Below are 21,964 nucleotides of genomic sequence, written 5' to 3'. Positions count from 1 at the left end.
TTGTTGTATCGACGTGGGCTGAATTTAGCAGTTCTGACTTTTCGGTCAACGATTTTCTGACTTAAAGGTCAAGAAAAGCTGTTTTGTCGATACACAATGACCTATGGACACTGTAGAGCCCTGTGGGAGCGAGCTTGCTCGCGATGACGGCGTTACATTCAGTATGGATGCAAGCTGACAGACCGCTATCGCGAGCAAGCTCGCTCCCACAGTTTTTTGTTTCGGTACAAACTCCTGAAGTTTTTGCTTATATCGTGCCAAAAACCCGGTGCAGGCCCTGCGCCATGACGTATCGAGTGCGCTACACTGCGCCGCTTGTGCAGATCGAAGAGTTTGAAGGACAACCATGACGTTCAAGGCCCCGGACAGCCTCGCCGAGCAAATCGCCCATTACCTCGCCGAACGCATCATTCGCGGCGAAATGAAACCGGGAGAGCGCATCCAGGAGCAGAAGGTCACGCTGGCGCTCAATGTCAGTCGCGGCTCGGTCCGCGAGGCTTTGCTGATCCTCGAGCGGCGTCATCTGATCGCTATCCTGCCGCGCCGTGGCGCCCACGTCACCGAGCTTACCGAGCACAAGGTGCGCAGCCTGTGCGCCTTGATGAGCGAGCTCTACATCCTGCTGGGCAACGCGGTGGCTCATGGCTGGAAGGAACAGGCCGACATGGCCCCGTTCGTGGCGATCCAGCAACGCCTCCAGCAAGCTTACGAGCGCCAGGACATCCGCACCTTCGTCGATGAAAGCTTCAGCGTGATGCGCGCGGCCTATCCGTTTGCCGACAATCCGTATCTGCAAGAGACCGTCGAGAACCTGCAACCGGCGATGAGTCGCGCCTACTTCCTGGCACTTGAACAGCGCAAGGCTGAAATGAGCGAATTCCTCGACCTGTTCCAGCGCCTGCTTGTTGCGGTGCTGGCCCGCGATCTGCCGCAGATCCGCATCGTGCTGACGGCCTATGCCCAGCGCAGTTGCGATCTGGTGGTTTCGGCCCTGACGGCGGCCTGACGTGCGGCTCAAGTGCATCAAGCTGGCGGGGTTCAAATCCTTCGTCGACCCGACCACGGTGAACTTCCCCAGTAACATGGCGGCGGTGGTCGGGCCCAATGGCTGCGGCAAGTCGAACATCATCGACGCCGTGCGCTGGGTGATGGGCGAAAGCTCGGCCAAGAACCTGCGCGGCGAATCGATGACCGACGTCATCTTCAACGGCTCCACCAGTCGCAAGCCGGTGAGCCAGGCCAGTATCGAACTGGTGTTCGATAACTCCGACGGCACGTTGATCGGTGAATACGCGGCCTACGCGGAAATCTCCATTCGTCGCAAAGTGACCCGCGACAGCCAGAACAGCTATTTCCTCAACGGCACCAAATGCCGTCGCCGCGACATCACTGACATCTTCCTCGGCACCGGCCTGGGCCCGCGCAGCTACTCGATCATCGAGCAGGGCATGATCTCCAAGCTGATCGAGGCCAAGCCGGAAGACCTGCGTAATTTCATCGAGGAAGCCGCCGGCATCTCCAAGTACAAGGAGCGGCGCCGGGAAACCGAAAACCGCATCCGCCGTACCCACGAGAACCTTGCGCGCCTGACCGACCTGCGCGAGGAGCTCGAACGTCAGCTCGAACGACTGCATCGCCAGGCCGAGGCCGCCAAGAAGTATCAGGAATACAAGGGCGAAGAGCGCCAGCTCAAGGCCCAGCTGTCGGCCTTGCGCTGGCAGGCGTTGAACGAACAGGTCGGCCAGCGAGAGGCGATCATCGGCAACCAGGAAGTCAGTTTCGAAGCACTGGTGGCCGAGCAGCGCAATGCCGATGCCGCCATCGAGCGCCTGCGCGACGGGCACCACGAACTGTCCGAGCGCTTCAATCTGGTGCAGGGACGCTTCTATTCGGTGGGTGGCGACATTGCCCGGGTCGAACAGAGTATCCAGCACGGCCAGCAGCGTTTGCGCCAGTTGCAGGACGATTTGAAGGAAGCCGAGCGCGCGCGCCTGGAAACCGAATCCCACCTGGGCCACGACCGCACCTTGTTGCTGACCCTTGGTGAAGAGCTTGACCGTCTTGTGCCGGAACAGGAAATCACCAGCGCCGCCGCCGAAGAGGCCGCGGCAGCCCTGGAAGAAGCCGAGCTGACCATGCACGGCTGGCAGGAGCAGTGGGACAGTTTCAACTTGACCTCCGCCGAACCGCGGCGCCAGGCCGAGGTGCAGCAGTCGCGCATCCAGCAGCTCGAAACCAGCATGGAGCGTTTGGCTGAACGGCAACGGCGCCTGGCTGAAGAGCGGGCGTTGCTCGCTGCGGATCCGGAAGACGCGGCGATCCTCGACCTGAGCGAGCAGCTCGCCACCAGCGAAGCGACCCTGGAAGATTTGCAGGCCAGCGAAGACGCCCAGGTCGAGCGGCTGGAACAACTGCGCCAAGCCTTGCAACTGGCCTTGCAGAACCAGCAGCAGGCCCAGGGCGAACTGCAGCGCCTCAACGGCCGCCTGGCCTCGCTGGAAGCCTTGCAGCAGGCCGCGCTGGACCCCGGCACCGGCACGGCCGAGTGGTTGCGCGACCAACATCTGGCCGAACGCCCGCGTCTGGCCGAGGGGTTGAAAGTCGACGCGGGCTGGGAGCTGGCGGTGGAAACCGTGCTGGGCGCCGACCTGCAAGCGGTGCTGGTGGACGATTTCGCCGGCTTCGATCTCTCGGGGTTTGCCCAAGGCGATTTGCGCCTGCTCAGTCCGGCTGGCGATGGCGTGCGGATCCCTGGAAGCCTGCTGGACAAAGTCGAGGCCCAGGTTGACTTGTCGCCCTGGTTGGGTCAGGTCAAACCCGTGGATAGCCTGGAGCAGGCGCTGGCCTTGCGTGGTCAATTGGCCGTCGGCGAGAGCCTGATCAGTCGTGACGGGTATTGGCTCGGCCGGCATTTCCTGCGGGTGCGCCGGGCCGGCGAGGCCGAAAGCGGCATGCTCGCCCGTGGCCAGGAAATCCAGCGTCTGGTTGCCGAGCGCGAAGAGCGCGAGGCCAGCGTCGAAGCCCTGGAAACCGAATTGCAGAACCTGCGGGCGCAACAGCGCCAGCAGGAAAACGGTCGCGAACACCTGCGCCGGTTGTTGCAGGACGAGGCGCGCCAGCAGGGCGAACTCAAGGCGCAGCTGTCCGCAGGCAAGGCCAAGGTTGAACAACTGGCCCTGCGGCGCACCCGTCTCGATGAAGAAATCGCCGAGTTGGGCGAGCAGCGAGCGCTGGAGCACGAACAGATCGGCGAGGCGCGCCTGCAACTGCAGGAAGCCCTCGACGCCATGGCGCTGGACACCGAACAACGCGAATTGCTCCTGGCCCAGCGTGACAGCTTGCGCGAACGCCTCGATCGGGTGCGCCAGGAAGCGCGCCAACACAAGGATCATGCCCATCAGCTGGCAGTGCGCCTGGGCTCGCTCCAGGCCCAGTACGATTCCACGCGCCAGGCGTTGGAGCGTTTGGAAATGCAATCCGAACGGCTCACCGAAAAGCGCGAACAGCTGAGCCTCAACCTGGAGGAGGGCGAGGCGCCGCTGGAGGAGCTGCGCCTGAAACTCGAGGAATTGCTCGACAAACGCATGAGCGTCGACGAAGAACTCAAGACCGCGCAGATCGCGCTGGAGGACGCCGACCGCGAACTGCGCGACGCGGAGAAGCGCCGCAGCCAGGCCGAGCAGCAATCCCAGCTGATTCGCGGCCAGATGGAGCAGCAGCGCATGGAATGGCAGGCCCTGACGGTCCGCCGCAAAGCCTTGCAGGACCAGTTGCTGGAGGACGGCTACGACCTCAACGGAGTGCTCGCCACCCTCGTGGCAGGTGCCAACGAGAAAGAGGCCGAAGAAGAACTCGAACGCATTGCCGCGCGCATCCAGCGCCTGGGCGCGATCAACCTGGCCGCCATCGACGAGTATCAGCAGCAGTCCGAGCGCAAGCGCTACCTCGACGCCCAGAACGATGACCTGGTGGAGGCGCTGGAGACCTTGGAAAACGTCATTCGCAAGATCGACAAGGAAACCCGCAATCGCTTCAAGGATACCTTTGATCAGATCAACGGCGGTTTGCAGGCACTTTTCCCGAAAGTTTTCGGCGGCGGCAGTGCCTATTTGGAACTGACGGGCGAAGATCTACTCGATACTGGGGTGACAATCATGGCGCGTCCTCCCGGCAAGAAGAACAGCACCATTCATTTACTTTCCGGTGGCGAAAAGGCCCTGACCGCATTGGCCCTGGTTTTTGCCATTTTCAAGTTGAATCCGGCGCCGTTCTGCATGCTCGACGAAGTCGATGCGCCACTGGACGACGCCAACGTGGGCCGTTACGCACGCTTGGTAAAGGAAATGTCTGAAACGGTGCAGTTCATCTACATCACCCATAACAAAATCGCCATGGAAATGGCCGATCAGTTGATGGGCGTCACCATGCATGAGCCGGGTTGCTCGCGACTGGTGGCGGTGGATGTGGAAGAGGCCATGGCGATGGTTGATGCGTAAAGCATGTCTGTAGGCGCTTTGCGTAGGGCGTTGTAGGCCTATTTACCCTTTTGGCTTGTCACTCAATTCACAGATTGGGCATAAGCCAATGCGACAGACGGTGTAAAGTTGTCTTTGGTCGTGCTAGTTTAATGTCAATTTTTCGTGTGCGTGGGCAAAACGCCATTCAGAACATAGAGTTGGCGCCACGTTTTAAAGCGGTTTGCAAATAGCTAAGCCCCTTATTTATCAGCATTTTTATAGAGGCACGGGATTACATGGAAATCGGTCTGCGCGAGTGGCTGATCGTCATCGGCATCATTGTCATTGCCGGTATTCTTTTCGACGGCTGGCGTCGCATGCGCGGCGGCAAGGGGAAACTCAAGTTTCGCCTGGATCGCAGCCTGTCGAACCTGCCGGATGAAGATGACAGTGCCGAACTGCTGGGCCCGCCCCGGGTGCTGGATACCCACAAGGAGCCGCAGCTGGACGAACACGACCTGCCGTCCATGAGCGCGCCGGCGCGCGAGCCACGTGAGTCGGGCTCCAAGCGCGGCAAGCGCAACAGCGAGCCGTCCCAGGGCGACCTGAACCTGAACCTGGATCTTGATGGCGGTCCAGGCTTCAGCAGCCGCGACGGTGATTTCCCGGACGAGAGCAAGGCCTCCGGTTCCAACGGTGACAAGGACCAGGCCCAGGCTGAAGAAGTGCTGGTGATCAGTGTGATCTGCCGCGATCCAGCCGGCTTCAAGGGCCCGGCGTTGCTGCAGAACATCCTCGAAAGTGGCCTGCGTTTCGGCGAAATGGATATTTTCCATCGCCACGAAAGCATGGCAGGCAATGGCGAGGTGCTGTTTTCCATGGCCAACGCCGTCAAGCCAGGCGTGTTCGATCTGGACGACATCGATCATTTCAGTACCCCGGCGGTGAGCTTCTTCCTTGGGCTGCCAGGCCCGCGCCATCCAAAACAGGCTTTTGATGTGATGGTGGCCGCGGCTCGCAAGCTGGCCCAGGAACTCAACGGTGAATTGAAGGATGACCAGCGCAGCGTGCTGACCGCCCAGACCATCGAGCATTACCGCCAGCGCATCGTCGAGTTCGAGCGCCGGGCACTGACCCAGAAGCGCTGAAGTCGCCAGAGTCTTTATGGCTAGGGCTTTTTGTGGCGAGGGAGCTTGCTGTGGCGAGGGAGCTTGCTCCCGCTGGAGGGCGAACCCTCCCAGAAAGTCTTGAAAAAATGAGCAGCCCAGGCTGCTCTTTTGCTTTATGAGAGAACACCATGAACGCCGTCGAAACCCGCATCCTGGAGCTGCGCTCCGAGCTGGACCAGCATAACTATCGCTACCACGTCCTTGACGAACCGACCATCCCGGACGCCGAGTACGATCGCCTGTTCCACGAACTCAAGGCCCTGGAAGAGCAGCATCCGGAGCTGGTGACCAGCGATTCCCCGACCCAGCGGGTCGGCAGCGTGGCGCTGTCGGCGTTCAGCCAGGTGCGTCATGAAATCCCGATGCTCAGCCTGGGCAATGCCTTCGATGAAAACACCATGCGTGAGTTCGACCGCCGGGTGACGGAAGGTCTGGACTTGCCCACGGGCGATTTGCTCGGCGCTGGCGCGGCGGTGGAGTACAGCTGCGAACCGAAACTCGATGGTCTGGCCGTCAGCCTGCTGTATCAGGACGGCATGCTGGTGCGCGGCGCGACGCGCGGTGACGGAACCACGGGCGAGGACATCAGTGTCAACGTGCGCACCGTGCGCAATATCCCTCTCAAGCTGCAGGGCAGCGGCTGGCCACCGGTGTTGGAAGTGCGTGGCGAGGTGTACATGTCCAAGGCCGGTTTCGAGCGGCTCAACGCTACGCAACTGGAGGCGGGCGGCAAGACTTTCGCCAACCCGCGCAACGCCGCGGCGGGCAGCTTGCGCCAGCTGGATTCGAGGATCACCGCCAACCGTCCCCTGGAGTTCTGCTGCTATGGTATCGGCCAGGTGACCTCGGACATCGCCGATACCCACATCGGCAACCTCAAGCAGCTCAAGGCCTGGGGCATGCCCGTCAGCCGCGAGCTGAAGCTGGCCCACGGCATCGACGAATGCCTGGACTACTATCGCGACATCGGTGAGCGGCGCAATTCGTTGCCCTACGAAATCGACGGCGTGGTGTTCAAGGTCAACAGCATCGCTTCGCAGCGCGAGCTGGGTTTTCGGGCACGGGAGCCGCGCTGGGCCATCGCACATAAATTCCCCGCCAGCGAAGAACTCACCGAGTTGCTGGACGTGGAGTTCCAGGTCGGCCGCACCGGCGCCGTCACCCCCGTGGCGCGGCTCAAGCCGGTCAAGGTGGCTGGCGTGACCGTGGCCAACGCCACGCTGCACAACATGGACGAAGTGGCGCGGCTGGGCTTGATGATCGGCGATACGGTGATCATTCGCCGCGCCGGCGACGTCATTCCGCAGGTGGTGCAGGTCGTCACCGAGCGTCGTCCGGACAACGCCCGGGCGGTGCAGGTGCCTGAACAGTGTCCGGTCTGCGGTTCCCATGTCGAGCGCACGCAACTGATCAAACGCAGCAAGGGCCGCGAAACCGTCAGCGAAGGCGCGGTGTACCGCTGCGTCGGTCGGCTGGCCTGCGGCGCGCAACTCAAGCAGGCGATCATCCACTTTGTCTCGCGCCGGGCGATGGACATCGAAGGCCTGGGTGAAAAAAGCGTCGAGCAGCTGGTGGATGAAGGTCTGGTGGGCTCGCCAGCCGATCTCTACGCGCTGACGTTCGAGCAAGTGGTCGATCTGGAAGGTTTCGCCGAGTTGTCGAGCAGGAACCTGCTGGCGGCTATCGTCGACAGCAAGAAGCCGAGCCTGGCGCGCTTCATCTATGCCCTCGGCATTCCAGACGTGGGCGAGGAAACCGCCAAGGTCCTGGCCCGCTCCCTCGGTTCGCTGGAGCGCGTGCAGGCGGCCTTGCCCCAAGTGCTGACGTACTTGCCGGATGTCGGCCTGGAAGTCGCTCATGAGATCCACAGCTTTTTTGAGGATCCGCACAATCGCCAGGTCATCAAGGATTTGCTGCGTCATGGCCTGGAGATTCAGGACCAGGGCGAACTCGGCGCCGAGTTTTCCGCCAGCACCACCCTGGGCGGCTTCCTCGACAAGCTGCACATCCCTTCGGTCGGACCGGGCGGGGCGCAAAAACTGGCGGACAAATTCGGCTCCCTCGAAGCGGTCATGAATGCCGACTGGCTGGACATGCGCCAGGCATTGCCGGAAAAGCAGGCCAACGCCGTGCGGGAGTACTTCGCCAACGCTGCCAACCGCGAGCTGGCCGTGGCCGCAGAGCAGCAACTGCGGGATTTCGGCATGCACTGGCAGAGCGAGAAAAAAGTCGTCGAGGGTTTGCCTGAAGCGGGGCATACCTGGGTGCTGACCGGCTCGCTGGAATTGATGAGTCGCGACGTCGCCAAGGACAAGCTGGAAAGCCTCGGCGCCAAGGTGGCCGGTTCCGTGTCGGCAAAGACCCATTGCGTGGTGGCCGGGCCGGGCGCCGGTTCGAAGTTGGCCAAGGCCAATGAGCTGGGGCTCAAGGTGCTCGACGAACAAGCCTTCGTCGATTTCTTGAAGGGGCATGGCATCACAGTGTGAGTGGGCAGCCCGCTCTTGTGGCGAGGGAGCTTGCTCCCGCTGGGTGGCGCAGCCGCCCCAACCGGAACGACGCACCCTCCAGGTGGAGCGCATCAGCCGGTTTACGACGGCTGCGCCGCCGAGCGGGAGCAAGCTCCCTCGCCACGGGTTGTGGTCCATGGCCAGAACGTGGGAACGATCATGCACGCAGGGTGATCTAGTCTTGCAGGCTCCAGGGAGAGATCGCCATGTACCGCTTCTTCGAACAACTGAGCTCACGCATCGCTGCGCCGTTCCTGGGCGACCGATCACGCAACAGCAAGATCTGGCCGTGTCGCTGCGGCCAGTCATTGTTCTTTCGCAACAGCCAGTGCCTGGCCTGCCTGGCGGCGCTGGGCTATCAGCCGGAGCAAAGCCGCCTTTCGTCCCTGCAACCCGGCGCGCAACCGGATACCTGGACCCTGGATGTCGATCCGCAGGCGGGACTGTTTCGTCGCTGCGCCAATCTCGATACCCCGGCGTCGTGTAACTGGCTGCTGCCTGCCAACGCGCAAGACACGCTGTGCATCGCTTGCAGCCTGAACCGCACGATTCCCGACCTGTCGGTCCCGGAAAATCCCGAGCGCTGGCGCAAGGTCGAAACCGCCAAGCGTCGACTGGTAGCGCAACTGATCACCCTCGGTTTGCCGGTCCTTCCGAAGACCGTCGACGAGAATATTGGCCTGGCCTTCGATTTCATCGGCGTCGACCTCGACGGCAAGCCGCCTATGACCGGGCACGCCAGTGGGCTCATCACCCTCGATATCAAAGAGGCCGACGATGCTCACCGCGAACACGTGCGTCAGCAGATGCGCGAGCCATATCGCACCTTGCTCGGGCACTTTCGCCATGAGGTGGGTCATTACTACTGGGATCGCCTTATTGCCGACAGCCATTGGCTGGAACCTTTCCGCGAGCTGTTCGGCGACGAGCGCGCCAGTTATTCCGAAGCCCTGGAGCGGCACTACCAGCAAGGCGCGCCGGTGGATTGGCAGTCCCGTTACGTCAGCGCCTACGCCACCATGCATCCGTGGGAGGACTGGGCCGAAACCTGGGCTCATTACTTGCACATGATGGACGCGGTGGATACGGCGCTGGGCTTTGGCATGAGCGCGCGGGAAATGGATTTCGACTACCAGCCATTTCCCCCCGAAACCCTGTTCGACCCCGAGCACACCGGCGGCGCGGCGTTCCTGTCATTCGTCAACGCCTGGATCGAACTGGCCGGCATGCTCAACGAACTCTCGCGCAGCATGGGCCAGCCGGATTTCTACCCGTTCGTCGTGCCGGCGGCGGTGATCACCAAGCTGCATTTCATCCATCTGGTGATCCAGGAGGAGGGTGGCCGGGCGGATGAGGTGCTGTTGTAGTCCGTGGAAGGGGGCTGCCCCTGTCTCGAATGTACCGACGCCTTCGCGAGCAGGCTCGCTCCCACAGTAATTGCTGTGTGTCCGTAGGTCAGCGTCCAGGCGCCAATCCCTTGTGGGAGCGAGCTTGCTCGCGATAGCGTCCGTGCAGCCGGCATCCATGCCGAATGTGCCGACCTCATCGCTTTGTACCCAAGGCAAGTACTTGACCACCTTCAGTTTTTAATCCCGCACGAACGGTTGTAACTTCTTGTCAGATAGGTACAATGGCGCGGCTCGCCGTCAGGCGGGCGTCGTTATGGTGACCCCATCGGTCCCCCCGCAACGATTACCCGTGAACCTGGTCAGATCCGGAAGGAAGCAGCCACAGCGGGAACATTGTGTGCCGGGGTGTGGCTGGTGGGGTTGCCTCCATAACGCCTCAGGCCTTCGTTCGCAAGGTTTGCCGAATACTACCTAGCCTTTTCTGTTGATCCATATAGATCGTCGCGGTCGGCTGTCCCACGCTTTGGTCTGCTCGACGATCGAATGAAAAAAGGAGCCAATCCGTCGAAAAACGACAGGTTGGGCTCCTTTTTCATATCCACCTCAAGACTTGCCCAGCGCCTGCTCAACCGCGGCAATCAGCTTCCCGAGATCCTTCGAAGTGGCTTTGTGAATGACATTGAACAGGTATGCCCGCTGTTCATCTTCCTCGCCCATGTCGGCAAAAAAAGCCTTGGGCTGTACGTCCAGCGCGTTGGCCAGCAGGAACAAGGCTTCGACGCTGGGCGTGTAGGTGCCGGTCTCGAAGCGGCTGATGGTTTTGGGGTCAAAACCGGTCTTTTCGCCAAGTTCAGCCTGAGTAAGCCCCGCTACTTTGCGGTAGCGTCTGATGGCCGAGCCCAGACTTGAAATTTGCATCGCTTAATTCCCATTCAGAATCAAGAACTTAACGATAGATTTTCGCATTAGGCAACCGCGCGTTCCATCACCTTGCTTTGCAAAATGTGATGTGTTTCGTAGAATCGGCCTTTGGCATGGGGATTTGGTGACCTGCTTCAGAAGCCGGGTGTGTGAAAAGACCGGGGCTCGCGCTTCTTTGCAGCGACACAAGGCGGGGCCTGGAGCATACAGGTCGCACCGCCAGCGTCCGTGCTCCAGCTTTCTCAAGGTATTTGAGCCTAGTTGATTTTCGCCCGTCCGGGGGCGGTGCAACCGCGCGCGACAAACGAGCCTGACTCATGGATGACTGCTTCGATGGATAAGAAGTACCGCAGGGCTGTCGACGCCGCCGCGATCTTTTCCGAAACCGATTTGAGCGGGCGCATCACCTACGTCAACGATCAATTCTGCGCCCTGTTTGGCTACCGGCGCGATGAGCTGCTGGGGTCCAACCACCGGTTGCTCAACTCGGGCCAGCACCCCAGCGAATTTTTCACTGCGATGTGGCGCACCATCGCCCTGGGTAACGTCTGGAAAGGTGAAATCTGCAATCGGTCCAAGGACGGCACGCTGCATTGGGTCGATACCACCCTGGTACCGGTAGCTGACGAAACGACCGGGCATATCGAGCGCTACCTGGCGATTCGCTTCGATGTCAGCGAAAAGCGCCGGTTGTTGCACTCGTTGCAATGGCGTGTCGGGCATGATGTGCTGACCGGGTTGCCCAATCGCACCTATCTGTCCGAGCTGCTGGACCAGGCCCTGGACTTTTCGCGGGGGGAAAGTCTGCCCCTGGCGGTGTGCATGCTCGATCTGGATGGCTTCAAGGCCGTCAACGACGGTTATGGCCATGCCAGCGGTGACCGATTGCTGGTGGAAGTGGCCCGGCGGCTGCGCAGCATTGTGCGCGGCGAGGATGTGGTGGCGCGCCTGGCTGGCGACGAGTTCGTACTGGTGCTGCGTCATGTGCTTGGAATGGACGAACTGCATGCCGCATTGAACCGGGTACTGATTGCGGTTTCCCTGCCCTATGCGATCGACGGCAAGAGTATCAACGTCTTCGCCAGTATTGGTGTCACGTTGTCACCGTGGGATAACGAAGACGCCGATACGTTGCTGCGCCACGCCGATCAAGCGATGTATGTCGCCAAGCAGAGCGGCCGCAATCGTTTCCATCTGTTTGACGTATCCCGGGACAAGGAAGTGCGGGCCACTTACCAGATTGTCGATCGGGTGCGGCAGGCACTCGCCGGCGATGAGTTGCGGCTGCATTTCCAGCCCAAGGTCAATATGCGCAACGGCGCGGTAGTCGGTCTCGAAGCCTTGTTGCGCTGGAAGCATCCGCAACGAGGCCTGGTGCCGCCGCGCGAATTCCTGCCACTGGTTGAAGAGACCGACCTGATTGTCGAGATCGGCGAATGGGTCATGGGCCAGGTCCTGACGCTGCTTCAGCAATGGCAGCAGGCGGGGCAGGGCTGGCCGGTGAGCATCAATATTTCGGCGCGGCATTTCCAGCGGGCGGATTTCGTCGAGCGGCTGCAACGCATGCTGGAACAGCATCCGACGGTGCCGCCGCGGATGCTCGATCTGCAGATCGTCGAGTCGGTAGCCGTGGAAAATCTGGCCCATGTCAGTGCCTGCCTCCAAGCGTGCCAAGCCTTGGGCGTAGGGTTTTCACTGGGCGGTTTCGGTACGGGTTATTGCTCGCTCAATGACCTCAAGCACTTGCGCACGCAAACCATCAAGATCGACAAGACGTTCGTGCGCGACATCCTCGACGACCGGGACGACCTGGCATTGACCGAGGCAGTGATCGGCCTGGCCCGGGCGTTCGGCCGGCAAGTGGTCGCGGAAGGCCTGGACAGTCTCGAACATGGGCAATTGTTGCTACGCCTGGGCTGCGAAGTGGCCCAAGGTTACTTCATCGCCCGGCCCATGCCGGCCGACGAGATACCGGGCTGGGTAAGGGACTTCATCTCGCCACCGCAGTGGCAGGCCCACCCGGGCAGTCAAGGGGAGGCGGCTTGCGACCCTTCGTTGCGGCCGGTATAAAGCTGGATGATCGCGTCGATTTCCCCGGACATCTTCATCTTCAGCAAGGTGCGCAGAATGCGTTGCGCCGGGATGTCCGGATCATTGCGCACATAACAGCTCAGTTGCTGTTCCTGGAGGATGGCAACCTCATGCAGTTGCCGGTCGGCGCCATGCCGTTGATTGAACCAGTCCAGTGCCCATTGATTGCTGACCGCATAGCGGTAGCGGCCGGCCAGCAGTTTCGCCAGCACCTGGTCCTGGCTGCGCGCGTCGTCACGACGCAGATGGCCGTTGTCGAACAAGGGTTGCAGCGTCGGGTAGCGATAGCTGAGCACTGTGCCGATGGACTGCTGGGCGAGTGTTGCGGGGGTCACTCGGGCGGGGGCGCTGGCCGAGCCAACGAGCACATCGCGCTGAAAGAACAGCGGGACGCTCCAAAGGTAATCGCCCCCTTTATCCTTCACCCAGTCGGGCGAGACGTAACATCGCATGTCTATTTCGCCGTGTTCCATGGCGCTGTCCAATCGCGCGCGGGCAAGGACATGAAACTGTGCCGGTATGCCGACCTGAGTTGCCAGGCTGGTCATGACGTCCGGAAGAATGCCCTGGGTCGGACGGCCCCGTTCGATCTGTACCATGGGCATGGCCCAGCCATCGGTAATGGCGAAGCGCAAGGGCACTTCGGCGGCGAAACATCCTGTACCCAGCAACAGCAAAGCCCCCATGGCTGAGCGCATAAACTCTCCTGACTGTGCAAAACCGCGTCGACAACCGAGCCCCAACTCAAGCTTAGTCAGATTAGACGAGCACACCGGATGCAATTTCGGCCCTGCTCCGCTAGCATTAGCCGCTTATGTTCCTTCGTTGCGACGGTTTTCGATGAGTTATCAGGTTCTTGCACGTAAATGGCGTCCGCGCTCGTTCCGCGAAATGGTCGGCCAGACCCATGTGCTCAAGGCTCTGATCAACGCCTTGGACAGCCAGCGGCTGCACCATGCCTACCTGTTTACCGGCACCCGTGGCGTGGGCAAGACGACCATTGCGCGGATCATTGCCAAATGCCTGAACTGTGAAACCGGTATCACCTCGACGCCCTGCGGCGACTGTTCGGTCTGCCGGGAAATCGACGAAGGTCGTTTCGTCGACCTGATCGAGATCGACGCCGCCAGCCGCACCAAGGTCGAAGACACCCGCGAGCTCCTCGACAACGTGCAATACGCCCCGAGCCGTGGGCGCTTCAAGGTCTACCTGATCGACGAAGTGCACATGCTTTCCAGCCATTCCTTCAATGCGCTGCTCAAGACCCTCGAAGAGCCGCCGCCCTACGTCAAGTTCATCCTGGCCACCACCGACCCGCAGAAACTTCCAGCAACGATTCTGTCGCGCTGCCTGCAGTTTTCTCTGAAGAACATGACGCCGGAACGGGTGGTCGAGCACCTGACGCACGTCCTGGGCGTCGAGAACGTACCCTTCGAGGACGACGCGCTCTGGCTGCTGGGCCGCGCTGCCGATGGTTCGATGCGCGACGCCATGAGCCTGACCGACCAGGCGATCGCCTTTGGTGAGGGCAAGGTCATGGCTGCCGATGTGCGCGCCATGCTCGGTACCCTCGATCACGGCCAGGTCTACGACGTCTTGCACGCGCTGATAGAAGGTGACGCAAAGGCGCTGCTTGAAGCGGTGCGTCACCTGGCCGAGCAGGGGCCGGACTGGAATGGCGTGCTTTCGGAAATTCTCAACGTACTGCACCGTGTCGCCATCGCCCAGGCCTTGCCCGAGGGTGTCGATAACGGTCACGGGGACCGCGATCGCGTACTGGCATTGGCCCAGGCGCTGCCGGCCGAAGACGTGCAGTTCTATTACCAGATGGGCCTGATCGGTCGACGCGACCTGCCTTTGGCCCCGGATCCGCGTGGCGGCTTCGAAATGGTCCTGCTGCGCATGCTCGCGTTCCGGCCGGCCGATACGCCGGACGCGCCGAGACAAGCGCTAAAGCCAGTGGGAATCAGCCAGGCCACAGCTGATTCCGCCAAGCCAGTGGCTGCCACGCCCGTTGTTGCGTCGGCAGCGGCTTCTGCCCCGGCAGCGGTGGCGCCCGTGGCCGAGCCGACAGCTGTCGTCGCTACACCCGAGCCTGTCGTCGAGTCGCAGCCTGAGCCGGCTGTCGAGGCGCCATCCGAGCCGGTCGCCGAAGCCATTGTCGACCTGCCCTGGAATGACCCGGTCGAGCCAGAAATCGTCCAGCAACCTGCCGTGGAACCGGTGCTGGAAACCGTCGCCGAGCAGCCTGAGCTGCCGCCGATGCCTATGCCCACGCCTGACAGCGTGGTGCCCGATGCACCCGAGTGGGTGGCCGCGCCGATGCCTGAGCCGACGGTGGCTGACGTTACTGTCGCCACGCCGGGCATCGACCTGGACGATGAGCCACCGTTGGATGAGGACTACATCGAGCCGGACATGGACTCGGCCTACAGCTACCTGGACGACCTGGCCAGCGAGCACGCCGCCGAGCCCGCGCCGGAGCCCGAACCGGAACCGGCGGCAATGCCGGCCACCGGGCTGGCGCTGCAATGGCTGGAGTTGTTCCCGAAGCTGCAGATCAGTGGCATGACCGGCAGCATCGCCGCCAACTGCACCTTGATTTCGGTGGACGGCGACCATTGGCTGCTGCACCTGGATCCGGCCCACAGCGCGCTGTTCAACGCGACCCAGCAACGTCGCCTGAACGATGCGCTGAACCAATATCACCAGCGCACCCTGACGTTGACCATCGAGCTGATCAAGCCCGAGCAGGAAACCCCGGCCCAGGCCGCATCCCGCCGGCGTGCCGACCGCCAGCGCGAAGCCGAGGAGTCGATCCACAACGATCCGTTCATCCAGCAGATGATGCAACAGTTCGGCGCCGTGGTCCGTCACGATACTATCGAACCTGTCGAGGCCCCGGTTACCCAGAGCTCATAATTGAAAGCGCCGGCCTGAACGCCGGGCGCTGTGTTTATCCACGTACTTTCGAGGTGATTCCCATGATGAAAGGTGGCATGGCCGGCCTGATGAAGCAGGCGCAGCAGATGCAGGAAAAAATGGCCAAGATGCAGGAAGAGCTGGCCAACGCCGAAGTCACCGGCAAGTCCGGCGGCGACATGGTGACCGTGGTCATGACCGGTCGCCACGACATCAAGCGCGTCAGCATCGACCCGAGCGTGGTCGAGGGCTTGAGCGAAGACGACAAGGAAATGCTCGAGGCCCTGTTTGCCGCCGCCGTCAATGACGCGGTGCGCAAGATCGAAGCCAACAGCCAGGACAAGATGTCCGGCATGACCGCCGGCATGCAACTGCCGCCGGGCATGAAGCTGCCGTTCTGATTCGCCATCCCGCTCGGGATGGGCTACATACAATGCCAGGCATCGCGCCTGGCATTTTTGTTTCTGCTTCAGAGATAGCGGTGGATGCCAGATCGCTATCGCGAGCAAGCTCGCTCCCACAGTGGATTGTGATGAATACAAGATGTGTGTTCACCCACGAACCCTGTGGGAGCGAGCCTGCTCGCGAAGGCCACACTGCGGACCAACTGAACAAACATCGAACGCCGCCCCCTCGGCAATGGTCTGCTCCCTATACGTGTCCACTCACCGAACAAGGAGACCGCCTCCATGTCACTGATTTCCAACCAGCGCATCGTCCTGGCCTCGCGCCCCCAAGGTGCGCCAACCCCGGAAAACTTTCGTCTTGAAGACGTGACGCTGCCGGACCTGGCAGACGGGCAGATCCTGCTAAAGACGCTGTACCTTTCGCTCGATCCCTACATGCGTGGCCGTATGAGTGACGCGCCTTCCTACGCCGCGCCGGTGCAAATCGACGAAGTGATGACCGGTGGCGCCGTCAGTCGTGTGGAGCGATCGATGCACCCGAAATTCCAGGAAGGTGATCTAGTGGTCGGCGCTACGGGCTGGCAGAGCCACTGCATCAGCGATGGCCGCAACGTCATCCCGATCCCGTCCGGGCTACCCAGCCCCTCGATGGCGCTCGGGGTCTTGGGCATGCCGGGCATGACCGCCTACATGGGACTGATGGACATCGGCCAACCCAAGGCAGGCGAGACCCTGGTGGTCGCGGCGGCATCGGGCGCCGTGGGCTCGGTGGTCGGCCAGGTGGCGAAGATCAAGGGGCTGCGGGTGGTGGGCGTGGCCGGTGGCAGTGAAAAATGCAAATACGTGGTCGACGAGTTGGGATTTGACGCCTGCATCGATCACAAGAGTGCGAATTTCGCCGACGAACTGGCCCGGGCCTGCGACCAGGGCATCGACATCTACTACGAAAACGTCGGTGGCAAGGTCTTCGACGCGGTGGTGCCGTTGCTCAACGCCAAGGCACGCATTCCTCTTTGCGGCTTGATCGCGTCCTACAACGAACATCAGCCGCCAAGCGGTCCGGATCGCTTGCCGCAACTGCAACGCACGTTGCTGACCAAACGCGTGCGGATCCAGGGCTTCATCGTGTTCGACGACTACGGCGACCGCCAGCCGGAGTTCATCAGCGCGATGGCGCCGTGGGTGCGCGATGGCAAGGTCAAGTTCCGCGAAGATGTGGTGGATGGCCTGGAGAACGCGCCTCAGGCTTTCATCGGCCTGCTGGAAGGGCGCAACTTCGGCAAATTGGTGATACGCGTGTCGAAGGATTGAGTATTTGACGCTAAACGGAGGCGCGGGTATAAACCGCGTCTCGTTGTTATGTCGGACGTTTCCTCCATGAGCTTCAGCCCTTTGATCCGCCAACTGATCGATGCCCTGCGAACCTTGCCGGGTGTGGGTCAGAAAACCGCCCAGCGCATGGCGTTGCAATTGCTTGAGCGTGATCGCAGCGGCGGGTCGCGCCTGGCCCAGGCCTTGAGCCAGGCCATGGAAGGGGTAGGGCATTGCCGCTTATGCCGCACCCTCACCGAAGACGACCTCTGCCCGCAGTGTGCCGACCCGCGCCGGGACGACAGCCTGCTCTGCGTGGTGGAGGGGCCGATGGATGTCTACGCGGTGGAGCAGACCGGTTTCCGTGGCCGCTACTTTGTACTCAAGGGTCACTTGTCGCCGCTTGACGGCCTGGGACCGGAGGCCATCGGCATCCCACAACTGATGGCGCGCATCGAAGAGGCGGGCACGTTCACCGAAGTCATCCTCGCGACGAACCCTACGGTGGAAGGCGAAGCTACCGCCCATTACATCGCTCAGTTGCTGGGCAACAAGGGCCTGGTTGCCTCCCGCATCGCCCATGGCGTCCCATTGGGTGGCGAGCTGGAGCTGGTGGATGGCGGGACGCTGGCGCATTCGTTTGCCGGGCGCAAGCCGATCGCTCTGTAACCACCCTACAAAAGTCCTCCCTGTGGACTGTGGGAGCGAGCCTGCTCGCGAAAGCGGTGGATCAGTCAAAAAATCATGTACTGACACAGCGCCTTCGCGAGCAGGCTCGCTCCCACAAGGGATAGATGTTTTGTTCGCGGGGATTATTTTTCGCTAAGCGAAAACCGGGTCAGGCAGAACGTCGGTATTCCCATGTCCTCCAGCCGCCGGGAACCGAGCAATTCCGGCAAGTCGATGATCGCGGCGGCTTCATGGACCTTGGCGCCCATGCGGCGGATCAGGTTGGCGGCGGCGATCAGCGTGCCGCCGGTGGCGATCAGGTCATCGAACATCACCACCGAATCGCCCTCGCACAGGCTATCGGCGTGGACCTCCAGGAAAGCCTCGCCGTACTCGGTCTGGTAACCCTCGGCCAACACGTCGGCCGGCAATTTACCTTGCTTGCGGAACAGCACCAGCGGTTTGTTCAACTGATAGGCCAGGATCGAGCCGATCAGGAAGCCGCGCGCGTCCATCGCCCCGATGTGCGTGAAGCTGGCCTCGACGTAGCGATGGGCGAAGCTGTCCATGACCAGCCGCAGCGCGGTAGGGGACTGGAACAGTGGGGTGATGTCGCGAAAGATCACGCCTGGCTTGGGGAAGTCGATTACCGGGCGGATCAGGGATTTGATGTCGAAGGAGTCGAAGACCATCGTCGAGGTGTCCTGGCTGGCTGCAAACGCGGCAGTATAGCGCGGCGGCGGCAAAAGCCTCAGCCGCGCAGGCGCATCAGCCTTCGACCGAGCCGCCGGCCAGGGCGCACAGCTGGATCGGGTCAAGGATATGGATTTCCTTGCCCTCGGCGGCGATCAGTTTGCTCTGTTGGAAACGGGTAAACACCCGGGACACGGTTTCCACCGCCAGGCCCAGGTAGTTGCCGATCTCGTTGCGCGACATGCTCAGGCGAAACTGATTGGCCGAAAAGCCACGGGCGCGGAAACGCGCCGAGAGGTTGACCAGGAAGGTCGCGATGCGCTCGTCGGCGGTTTTCTTCGAGAGCAGCAGCATCATCTGTTGGTCGTCGCGGATCTCCCGGCTCATCACGCGCATCAGTTGACGACGCAGTTGCGGCAGTTGCAAGGCCAGTTCGTCCAGGTGATCAAACGGAATTTCGCACACCGAGGTCGTTTCAAGCGCCTGGGCCGAGACCGGATGGGTCTCGGTGTCCATGCCCGACAGGCCGACCAGCTCGCTGGGCAAGTGGAAACCGGTGAGTTGTTCTTCGCCACCGTCGCTCAGGTTGAAGGTCTTCAAGGCGCCCGAGCGCACGGCGTAGACCGAATCGAAGGCATCGCCCTGGCGGAACAGGAACTCGCCTTTTTTCAACGGGCGGCCTCGTTTGACGATGTCGTCCAGCGCGTCCATGTCCTCCAGATTCAACGAAAGTGGCAGGCACAGAGGGGCCAGGCTGCAATCCTTGCAATGGGCCTGGTTATGAGCGCGCGATTTGACTGGCTCGGACATTTCTTAAATCCTTGTGGGAAAACACACATAAGCCGTAAGGGTAACTCAGCACGCAAACACCGGCCAGTGCGGTATTGCCGTCAAATTGTCGCGCTCAGATGACGCGGGAGAAACGCTGCCGATTCTGCTGCTGCAGATACGCGTCGAATACCATGCAAACCGAACGCACCAACAGACGTCCGGCAGGGAGTACCTTGATGTGCGTAGCCGTCAGTTCAACCAGCCCGTCGTCGTCCATCGCCTGTAGTTGCGGCCATATAGAGCCGAAATACCCCCGGAAATCGATATTGAAGACTTGCTCGATCTCGGCGAATGCCAGGCTGAAATGGCAAATCAGTTGTTGGATCACCGCGCGTCGCAGCCTGTCGTCTGCATTGCACACAATGCCCCGGCTGGTTGCCAATTGCCCGTCGGCGAGGGCGTTCTGGTATTGGTTCAGGTCACTGCTGTTCTGGCAGTACAAGTCGCCGATCTGGCTGATGGCCGAGACCCCGAGGCCGATCAGGTCGCAATGGCCGTGGGTGGTGTAGCCCTGGAAGTTGCGCTGCAAGGTCGCTTCCTCCTGGGCGATCGCCAGTTCGTCATCGGGCAGGGCGAAGTGGTCCATGCCGATGTAGCGATAACCGGCGGCGGTCAGCTGTTCAATGGTGCCTTGTAACATGGCCAGTTTCTGCACAGGATTCGGCAGGTCCTGGCTGTTGATGCGCCGCTGCGGCATGAAGCGCTCCGGCAGGTGGGCGTAGTTGAACACCGAGAGACGGTCCGGTTGCAGGCTGATCACTTCCTCGACGGTGCGAGCGAAATTTTCCGGGGTCTGCTTGGGCAAGCCATAGATCAGGTCGATGTTGATCGAGCGAAACTGCAGGGTCCGGGCGGCTTCGACCACCGCACGGGTTTCGTCCAGGCTTTGCAGGCGGTTGACGGCACGCTGCACGGTAGGGTCAAGGTCTTGCAGGCCGATGCTGACCCGGTTGAAACCCAATTCCCGCAGCAGACCCATGGTCGACCAATCCGCCTCCCGCGGGTCGATCTCGATGCCGTAGTCACCGCAGTCATCGTCCATCAGGTTGAAACTCTCGCGCAGCCTGGCCATCAACTGGCGCAGCTCGTCGTGACTGAGGAAGGTTGGCGTGCCACCGCCCAGGTGCAACTGTTCCACGCGCTGGGCCGGGTCCAGGTGGCAGCCGATCAGCTGGATTTCCTGCTCCAGGCGTTGCAGGTAGGCATGGGCGCGGCCGCGGTCCTTGGTGATGACCTTGTTGCAGGCGCAGTAGTAGCAAATGTTCGCGCAGAACGGCACGTGCACATAAAGCGACAAAGGCCTGCGGGCCTTGCGGCTGTCGCGCAGGGCATGGAGCAGGTCGAACGTGCCCACCTGGCCGGCGAACTGGGCCGCGGTCGGGTACGAGGTATAGCGCGGTCCCGCCAGGTCGTAGCGGCGGATCAGGTCTGAGTCCCAACGAATGGCGTCGAGCATGCGGGCATTCCCCGGTTAGGCTGGCATGCTTGAAGTCTATGAGGCGAAGGGAAGGGGCGTGTTGATTTGCGTCAACGGGACATGGGGTTCTCAATGATGATGCCAGTCCAGACAACTCAAACCCCGTGGCGAGGGAGCTTGCTCCCGCTCGGCTGCGCAGCAGACGCAATATCAGCAAATGCGTTCTGCCTGAAGCTTGTTGGGGCCTGCTTCGCAGGCCCGCGGGAGCAAGCTCCCTCGTCACAGGGTTGCCGGGCATTCCTCATTGTCTGTGAGCTTGTTCAATGCCCCATGAGCCAATGCTGATGCGGCCCCGGCAGTGTCCAGATGCCGAAGACAATCACCAGCAATCCGCCGGCCATGCGCACGCTGCGTTTGCGCAGCAGCGCCGTGACGCGCTCTGCCGCGAGGCCGGTGGCGAGCAGGACCGGCCAGGTGCCCAGGCCGAAGGCGAGCATCAGTAGTGCACTGTCCACCGCGTTACCCTGGCTGGCGGACCACAGCAGGGTGCTGTAGACCAGTCCGCAGGGCAGCCAGCCCCACAGCGCGCCGAGCAGCAGGGCCCGGGGCAGGCTCGACACCGGCAGCAGGCGGTTGGCGATGGGTTGGATACGCCGCCACAAGCCACGGCCCAGGCTTTCGATACGGGTCAGGCCGCTCCACCAGCCTGCCAGGTAGAGTCCCATGACGATCATCAGTAAACCGGCCAGCACGCGCAGGATCATCGCCGCCGGGCTGTTCGCCACGGCCCAGCCGGCCAGGCCGATCAGCAGGCCGGCCGCGGCGTAGCTGACGATGCGTCCCAGGTTGTACGCGAGCAATAGTCGCAAGCGGCGGCTGCGTTGTTCCTTGGGAATCGCCAGGGTCAGGGCGCCCATCAGCCCGCCGCACATGCCCAGGCAATGCCCGCCACCGAGCAGGCCGAGGATGACGGCGGAAACCAGCATTGGCGCCAGGTCAAGCATGGGGCGGCGCCTTGTCGTCCGGCTTGTGGTCCGCGCTGCTGGCTTCCTCGACGGCCGCCTTGTGGTTCGGGTCCTGGTCGTCGAACAGGATGCTATGGGCCGGACCGTCGAGGTCATCGTATTGGCCGCTGTCCACGGCCCAGAAGAAAATGTAGACGGCGACGGCCACGATCAACAGTGCGGCCGGGATCATCACGTAGAGAGCTGGCATCTCGG

General features: G+C 61.8%; 17 protein-coding genes and 1 other RNA gene. 11 read left to right on the top strand and 7 right to left on the bottom strand.

Annotated features, from left to right (window positions below):
- The first annotated feature begins 346 nt into the window (after positions 1-346).
- From J3P91_RS18335 to ffs, 6 genes are all read left to right on the top strand, one after another.
- Complete coding sequence (locus J3P91_RS18335; RefSeq protein WP_305499923.1) at positions 347-1,006, top strand: GntR family transcriptional regulator; 660 nt, start codon at positions 347-349, stop codon at positions 1,004-1,006.
- A gap of 1 nt (position 1,007) precedes the next feature.
- Entirely contained in the window at positions 1,008-4,496 is a 3,489-nt protein-coding gene (gene smc / locus J3P91_RS18330; protein WP_434601340.1) for a chromosome segregation protein SMC, read from the top strand.
- Positions 4,497-4,753: 257 nt separating this feature from the next.
- Entirely contained in the window at positions 4,754-5,605 is an 852-nt protein-coding gene (gene zipA, locus J3P91_RS18325) for a cell division protein ZipA (RefSeq protein ID WP_434572960.1), read from the top strand.
- 149 nt (positions 5,606-5,754) lie between these two features.
- Positions 5,755-8,112, top strand: a complete 2,358-nt coding sequence (ligA, locus tag J3P91_RS18320) for an NAD-dependent DNA ligase LigA (RefSeq protein WP_434601339.1) — start codon at positions 5,755-5,757, stop codon at positions 8,110-8,112.
- Between the two features lie 227 nt (positions 8,113-8,339).
- Positions 8,340-9,500 (top strand): zinc-binding metallopeptidase family protein, encoded by a 1,161-nt coding sequence (locus tag J3P91_RS18315; RefSeq protein ID WP_434601338.1) that lies wholly within the window; start codon positions 8,340-8,342, stop codon positions 9,498-9,500.
- A 305-nt stretch (positions 9,501-9,805) separates the two neighbouring features.
- Positions 9,806-9,902, top strand: an RNA gene (ffs, locus tag J3P91_RS18310) — signal recognition particle sRNA small type.
- A gap of 183 nt (positions 9,903-10,085) precedes the next feature.
- Here ffs and J3P91_RS18305 read toward each other — a convergent pair.
- Complete coding sequence (locus J3P91_RS18305) at positions 10,086-10,400, bottom strand: helix-turn-helix domain-containing protein (RefSeq protein WP_434601337.1); 315 nt, start codon at positions 10,398-10,400, stop codon at positions 10,086-10,088.
- Positions 10,401-10,736: 336 nt separating this feature from the next.
- On the opposite strand from J3P91_RS18305, the gene J3P91_RS18300 reads away from it, so the two are divergent.
- Positions 10,737-12,473: a putative bifunctional diguanylate cyclase/phosphodiesterase gene (locus J3P91_RS18300; protein WP_434601336.1), complete on the top strand. Its 1,737-nt coding sequence runs from the start codon at positions 10,737-10,739 to the stop codon at positions 12,471-12,473.
- Here J3P91_RS18300 and J3P91_RS18295 read toward each other — a convergent pair.
- Positions 12,431-13,192, bottom strand: coding sequence for a substrate-binding periplasmic protein (locus J3P91_RS18295; RefSeq protein WP_434601335.1), 762 nt, complete (start codon positions 13,190-13,192; stop codon positions 12,431-12,433). The genes J3P91_RS18300 and J3P91_RS18295 overlap by 43 nt on opposite strands.
- A 142-nt stretch (positions 13,193-13,334) precedes the next feature.
- On the opposite strand from J3P91_RS18295, the gene dnaX reads away from it, so the two are divergent.
- The 4 genes from dnaX (at position 13,335) to recR (ending at position 17,803) form a co-directional block, all read left to right on the top strand.
- On the top strand, positions 13,335-15,416 hold the full coding sequence (gene dnaX / locus J3P91_RS18290; protein ID WP_434601334.1) for a DNA polymerase III subunit gamma/tau: 2,082 nt from the start codon (positions 13,335-13,337) through the stop codon (positions 15,414-15,416).
- Positions 15,417-15,478: 62 nt separating this feature from the next.
- Positions 15,479-15,817, top strand: coding sequence for a YbaB/EbfC family nucleoid-associated protein (locus J3P91_RS18285; protein WP_003183512.1), 339 nt, complete (start codon positions 15,479-15,481; stop codon positions 15,815-15,817).
- A gap of 288 nt (positions 15,818-16,105) precedes the next feature.
- Entirely contained in the window at positions 16,106-17,134 is a 1,029-nt protein-coding gene (locus J3P91_RS18280; protein ID WP_434601333.1) for an NADP-dependent oxidoreductase, read from the top strand.
- A 66-nt stretch (positions 17,135-17,200) separates the two neighbouring features.
- The gene (gene recR, locus J3P91_RS18275) at positions 17,201-17,803 is read left to right on the top strand and encodes a recombination mediator RecR (RefSeq protein WP_305499942.1); all 603 of its coding nucleotides are present in this window, start codon (positions 17,201-17,203) and stop codon (positions 17,801-17,803) included.
- A 143-nt stretch (positions 17,804-17,946) separates the two neighbouring features.
- Here the strand turns inward: recR and J3P91_RS18270 are convergent, their stop codons facing one another.
- The 5 genes from J3P91_RS18270 to ccoS all read right to left on the bottom strand — a co-directional run bounded on the left by J3P91_RS18270 (position 17,947) and on the right by ccoS (position 21,959).
- Positions 17,947-18,495: an adenine phosphoribosyltransferase gene (locus tag J3P91_RS18270; protein ID WP_434572978.1), complete on the bottom strand. Its 549-nt coding sequence runs from the start codon at positions 18,493-18,495 to the stop codon at positions 17,947-17,949.
- Positions 18,496-18,571: 76 nt separating this feature from the next.
- Entirely contained in the window at positions 18,572-19,306 is a 735-nt protein-coding gene (gene fnr, locus J3P91_RS18265; RefSeq protein ID WP_305499946.1) for a fumarate/nitrate reduction transcriptional regulator Fnr, read from the bottom strand.
- A 94-nt stretch (positions 19,307-19,400) separates the two neighbouring features.
- Positions 19,401-20,783 carry an oxygen-independent coproporphyrinogen III oxidase gene (hemN, locus tag J3P91_RS18260; protein WP_434601332.1) on the bottom strand — a complete coding sequence of 461 codons (1,383 nt, stop codon included), beginning with the start codon at positions 20,781-20,783 and terminating at the stop codon, positions 19,401-19,403.
- A 281-nt stretch (positions 20,784-21,064) separates the two neighbouring features.
- Positions 21,065-21,748, bottom strand: coding sequence for a sulfite exporter TauE/SafE family protein (locus tag J3P91_RS18255; RefSeq protein ID WP_434601331.1), 684 nt, complete (start codon positions 21,746-21,748; stop codon positions 21,065-21,067).
- Positions 21,741-21,959 (bottom strand): cbb3-type cytochrome oxidase assembly protein CcoS, encoded by a 219-nt coding sequence (gene ccoS, locus J3P91_RS18250; protein ID WP_434572984.1) that lies wholly within the window; start codon positions 21,957-21,959, stop codon positions 21,741-21,743. Before ccoS ends, J3P91_RS18255 begins: the two co-directional genes overlap by 8 nt.
- Positions 21,960-21,964 lie beyond the last annotated feature (5 nt).

This window comes from Pseudomonas sp. Z4-7 (assembly GCF_051131965.1).
Lineage (GTDB): Bacteria > Pseudomonadota > Gammaproteobacteria > Pseudomonadales > Pseudomonadaceae > Aquipseudomonas.
Note: the sequence above shows the minus strand (reverse complement) of the source record. Positions and strands in the feature narration are given on the sequence as shown.

Excerpts from the sequence above, each read along its gene's own strand:
- J3P91_RS18335 (WP_305499923.1), top strand. The coding sequence starts at position 347 with ATGACGTTCAAGGCCCCGGACAGCCTCGCCGAGCAAATCGCCCATTAC.
- zipA (WP_434572960.1), top strand. The coding sequence starts at position 4,754 with ATGGAAATCGGTCTGCGCGAGTGGCTGATCGTCATCGGCATCATTGTC.
- ligA (WP_434601339.1), top strand. The coding sequence starts at position 5,755 with ATGAACGCCGTCGAAACCCGCATCCTGGAGCTGCGCTCCGAGCTGGAC.
- J3P91_RS18315 (WP_434601338.1), top strand. The coding sequence starts at position 8,340 with ATGTACCGCTTCTTCGAACAACTGAGCTCACGCATCGCTGCGCCGTTC.
- J3P91_RS18305 (WP_434601337.1), bottom strand. The coding sequence starts at position 10,400 with ATGCAAATTTCAAGTCTGGGCTCGGCCATCAGACGCTACCGCAAAGTA.
- J3P91_RS18300 (WP_434601336.1), top strand. The coding sequence starts at position 10,737 with ATGGATAAGAAGTACCGCAGGGCTGTCGACGCCGCCGCGATCTTTTCC.
- J3P91_RS18295 (WP_434601335.1), bottom strand. The coding sequence starts at position 13,192 with ATGCGCTCAGCCATGGGGGCTTTGCTGTTGCTGGGTACAGGATGTTTC.
- dnaX (WP_434601334.1), top strand. The coding sequence starts at position 13,335 with ATGAGTTATCAGGTTCTTGCACGTAAATGGCGTCCGCGCTCGTTCCGC.
- J3P91_RS18285 (WP_003183512.1), top strand. The coding sequence starts at position 15,479 with ATGATGAAAGGTGGCATGGCCGGCCTGATGAAGCAGGCGCAGCAGATG.
- J3P91_RS18280 (WP_434601333.1), top strand. The coding sequence starts at position 16,106 with ATGTCACTGATTTCCAACCAGCGCATCGTCCTGGCCTCGCGCCCCCAA.
- recR (WP_305499942.1), top strand. The coding sequence starts at position 17,201 with ATGAGCTTCAGCCCTTTGATCCGCCAACTGATCGATGCCCTGCGAACC.
- J3P91_RS18270 (WP_434572978.1), bottom strand. The coding sequence starts at position 18,495 with ATGGTCTTCGACTCCTTCGACATCAAATCCCTGATCCGCCCGGTAATC.
- fnr (WP_305499946.1), bottom strand. The coding sequence starts at position 19,306 with ATGTCCGAGCCAGTCAAATCGCGCGCTCATAACCAGGCCCATTGCAAG.
- hemN (WP_434601332.1), bottom strand. The coding sequence starts at position 20,783 with ATGCTCGACGCCATTCGTTGGGACTCAGACCTGATCCGCCGCTACGAC.
- J3P91_RS18255 (WP_434601331.1), bottom strand. The coding sequence starts at position 21,748 with ATGCTTGACCTGGCGCCAATGCTGGTTTCCGCCGTCATCCTCGGCCTG.
- ccoS (WP_434572984.1), bottom strand. The coding sequence starts at position 21,959 with ATGCCAGCTCTCTACGTGATGATCCCGGCCGCACTGTTGATCGTGGCC.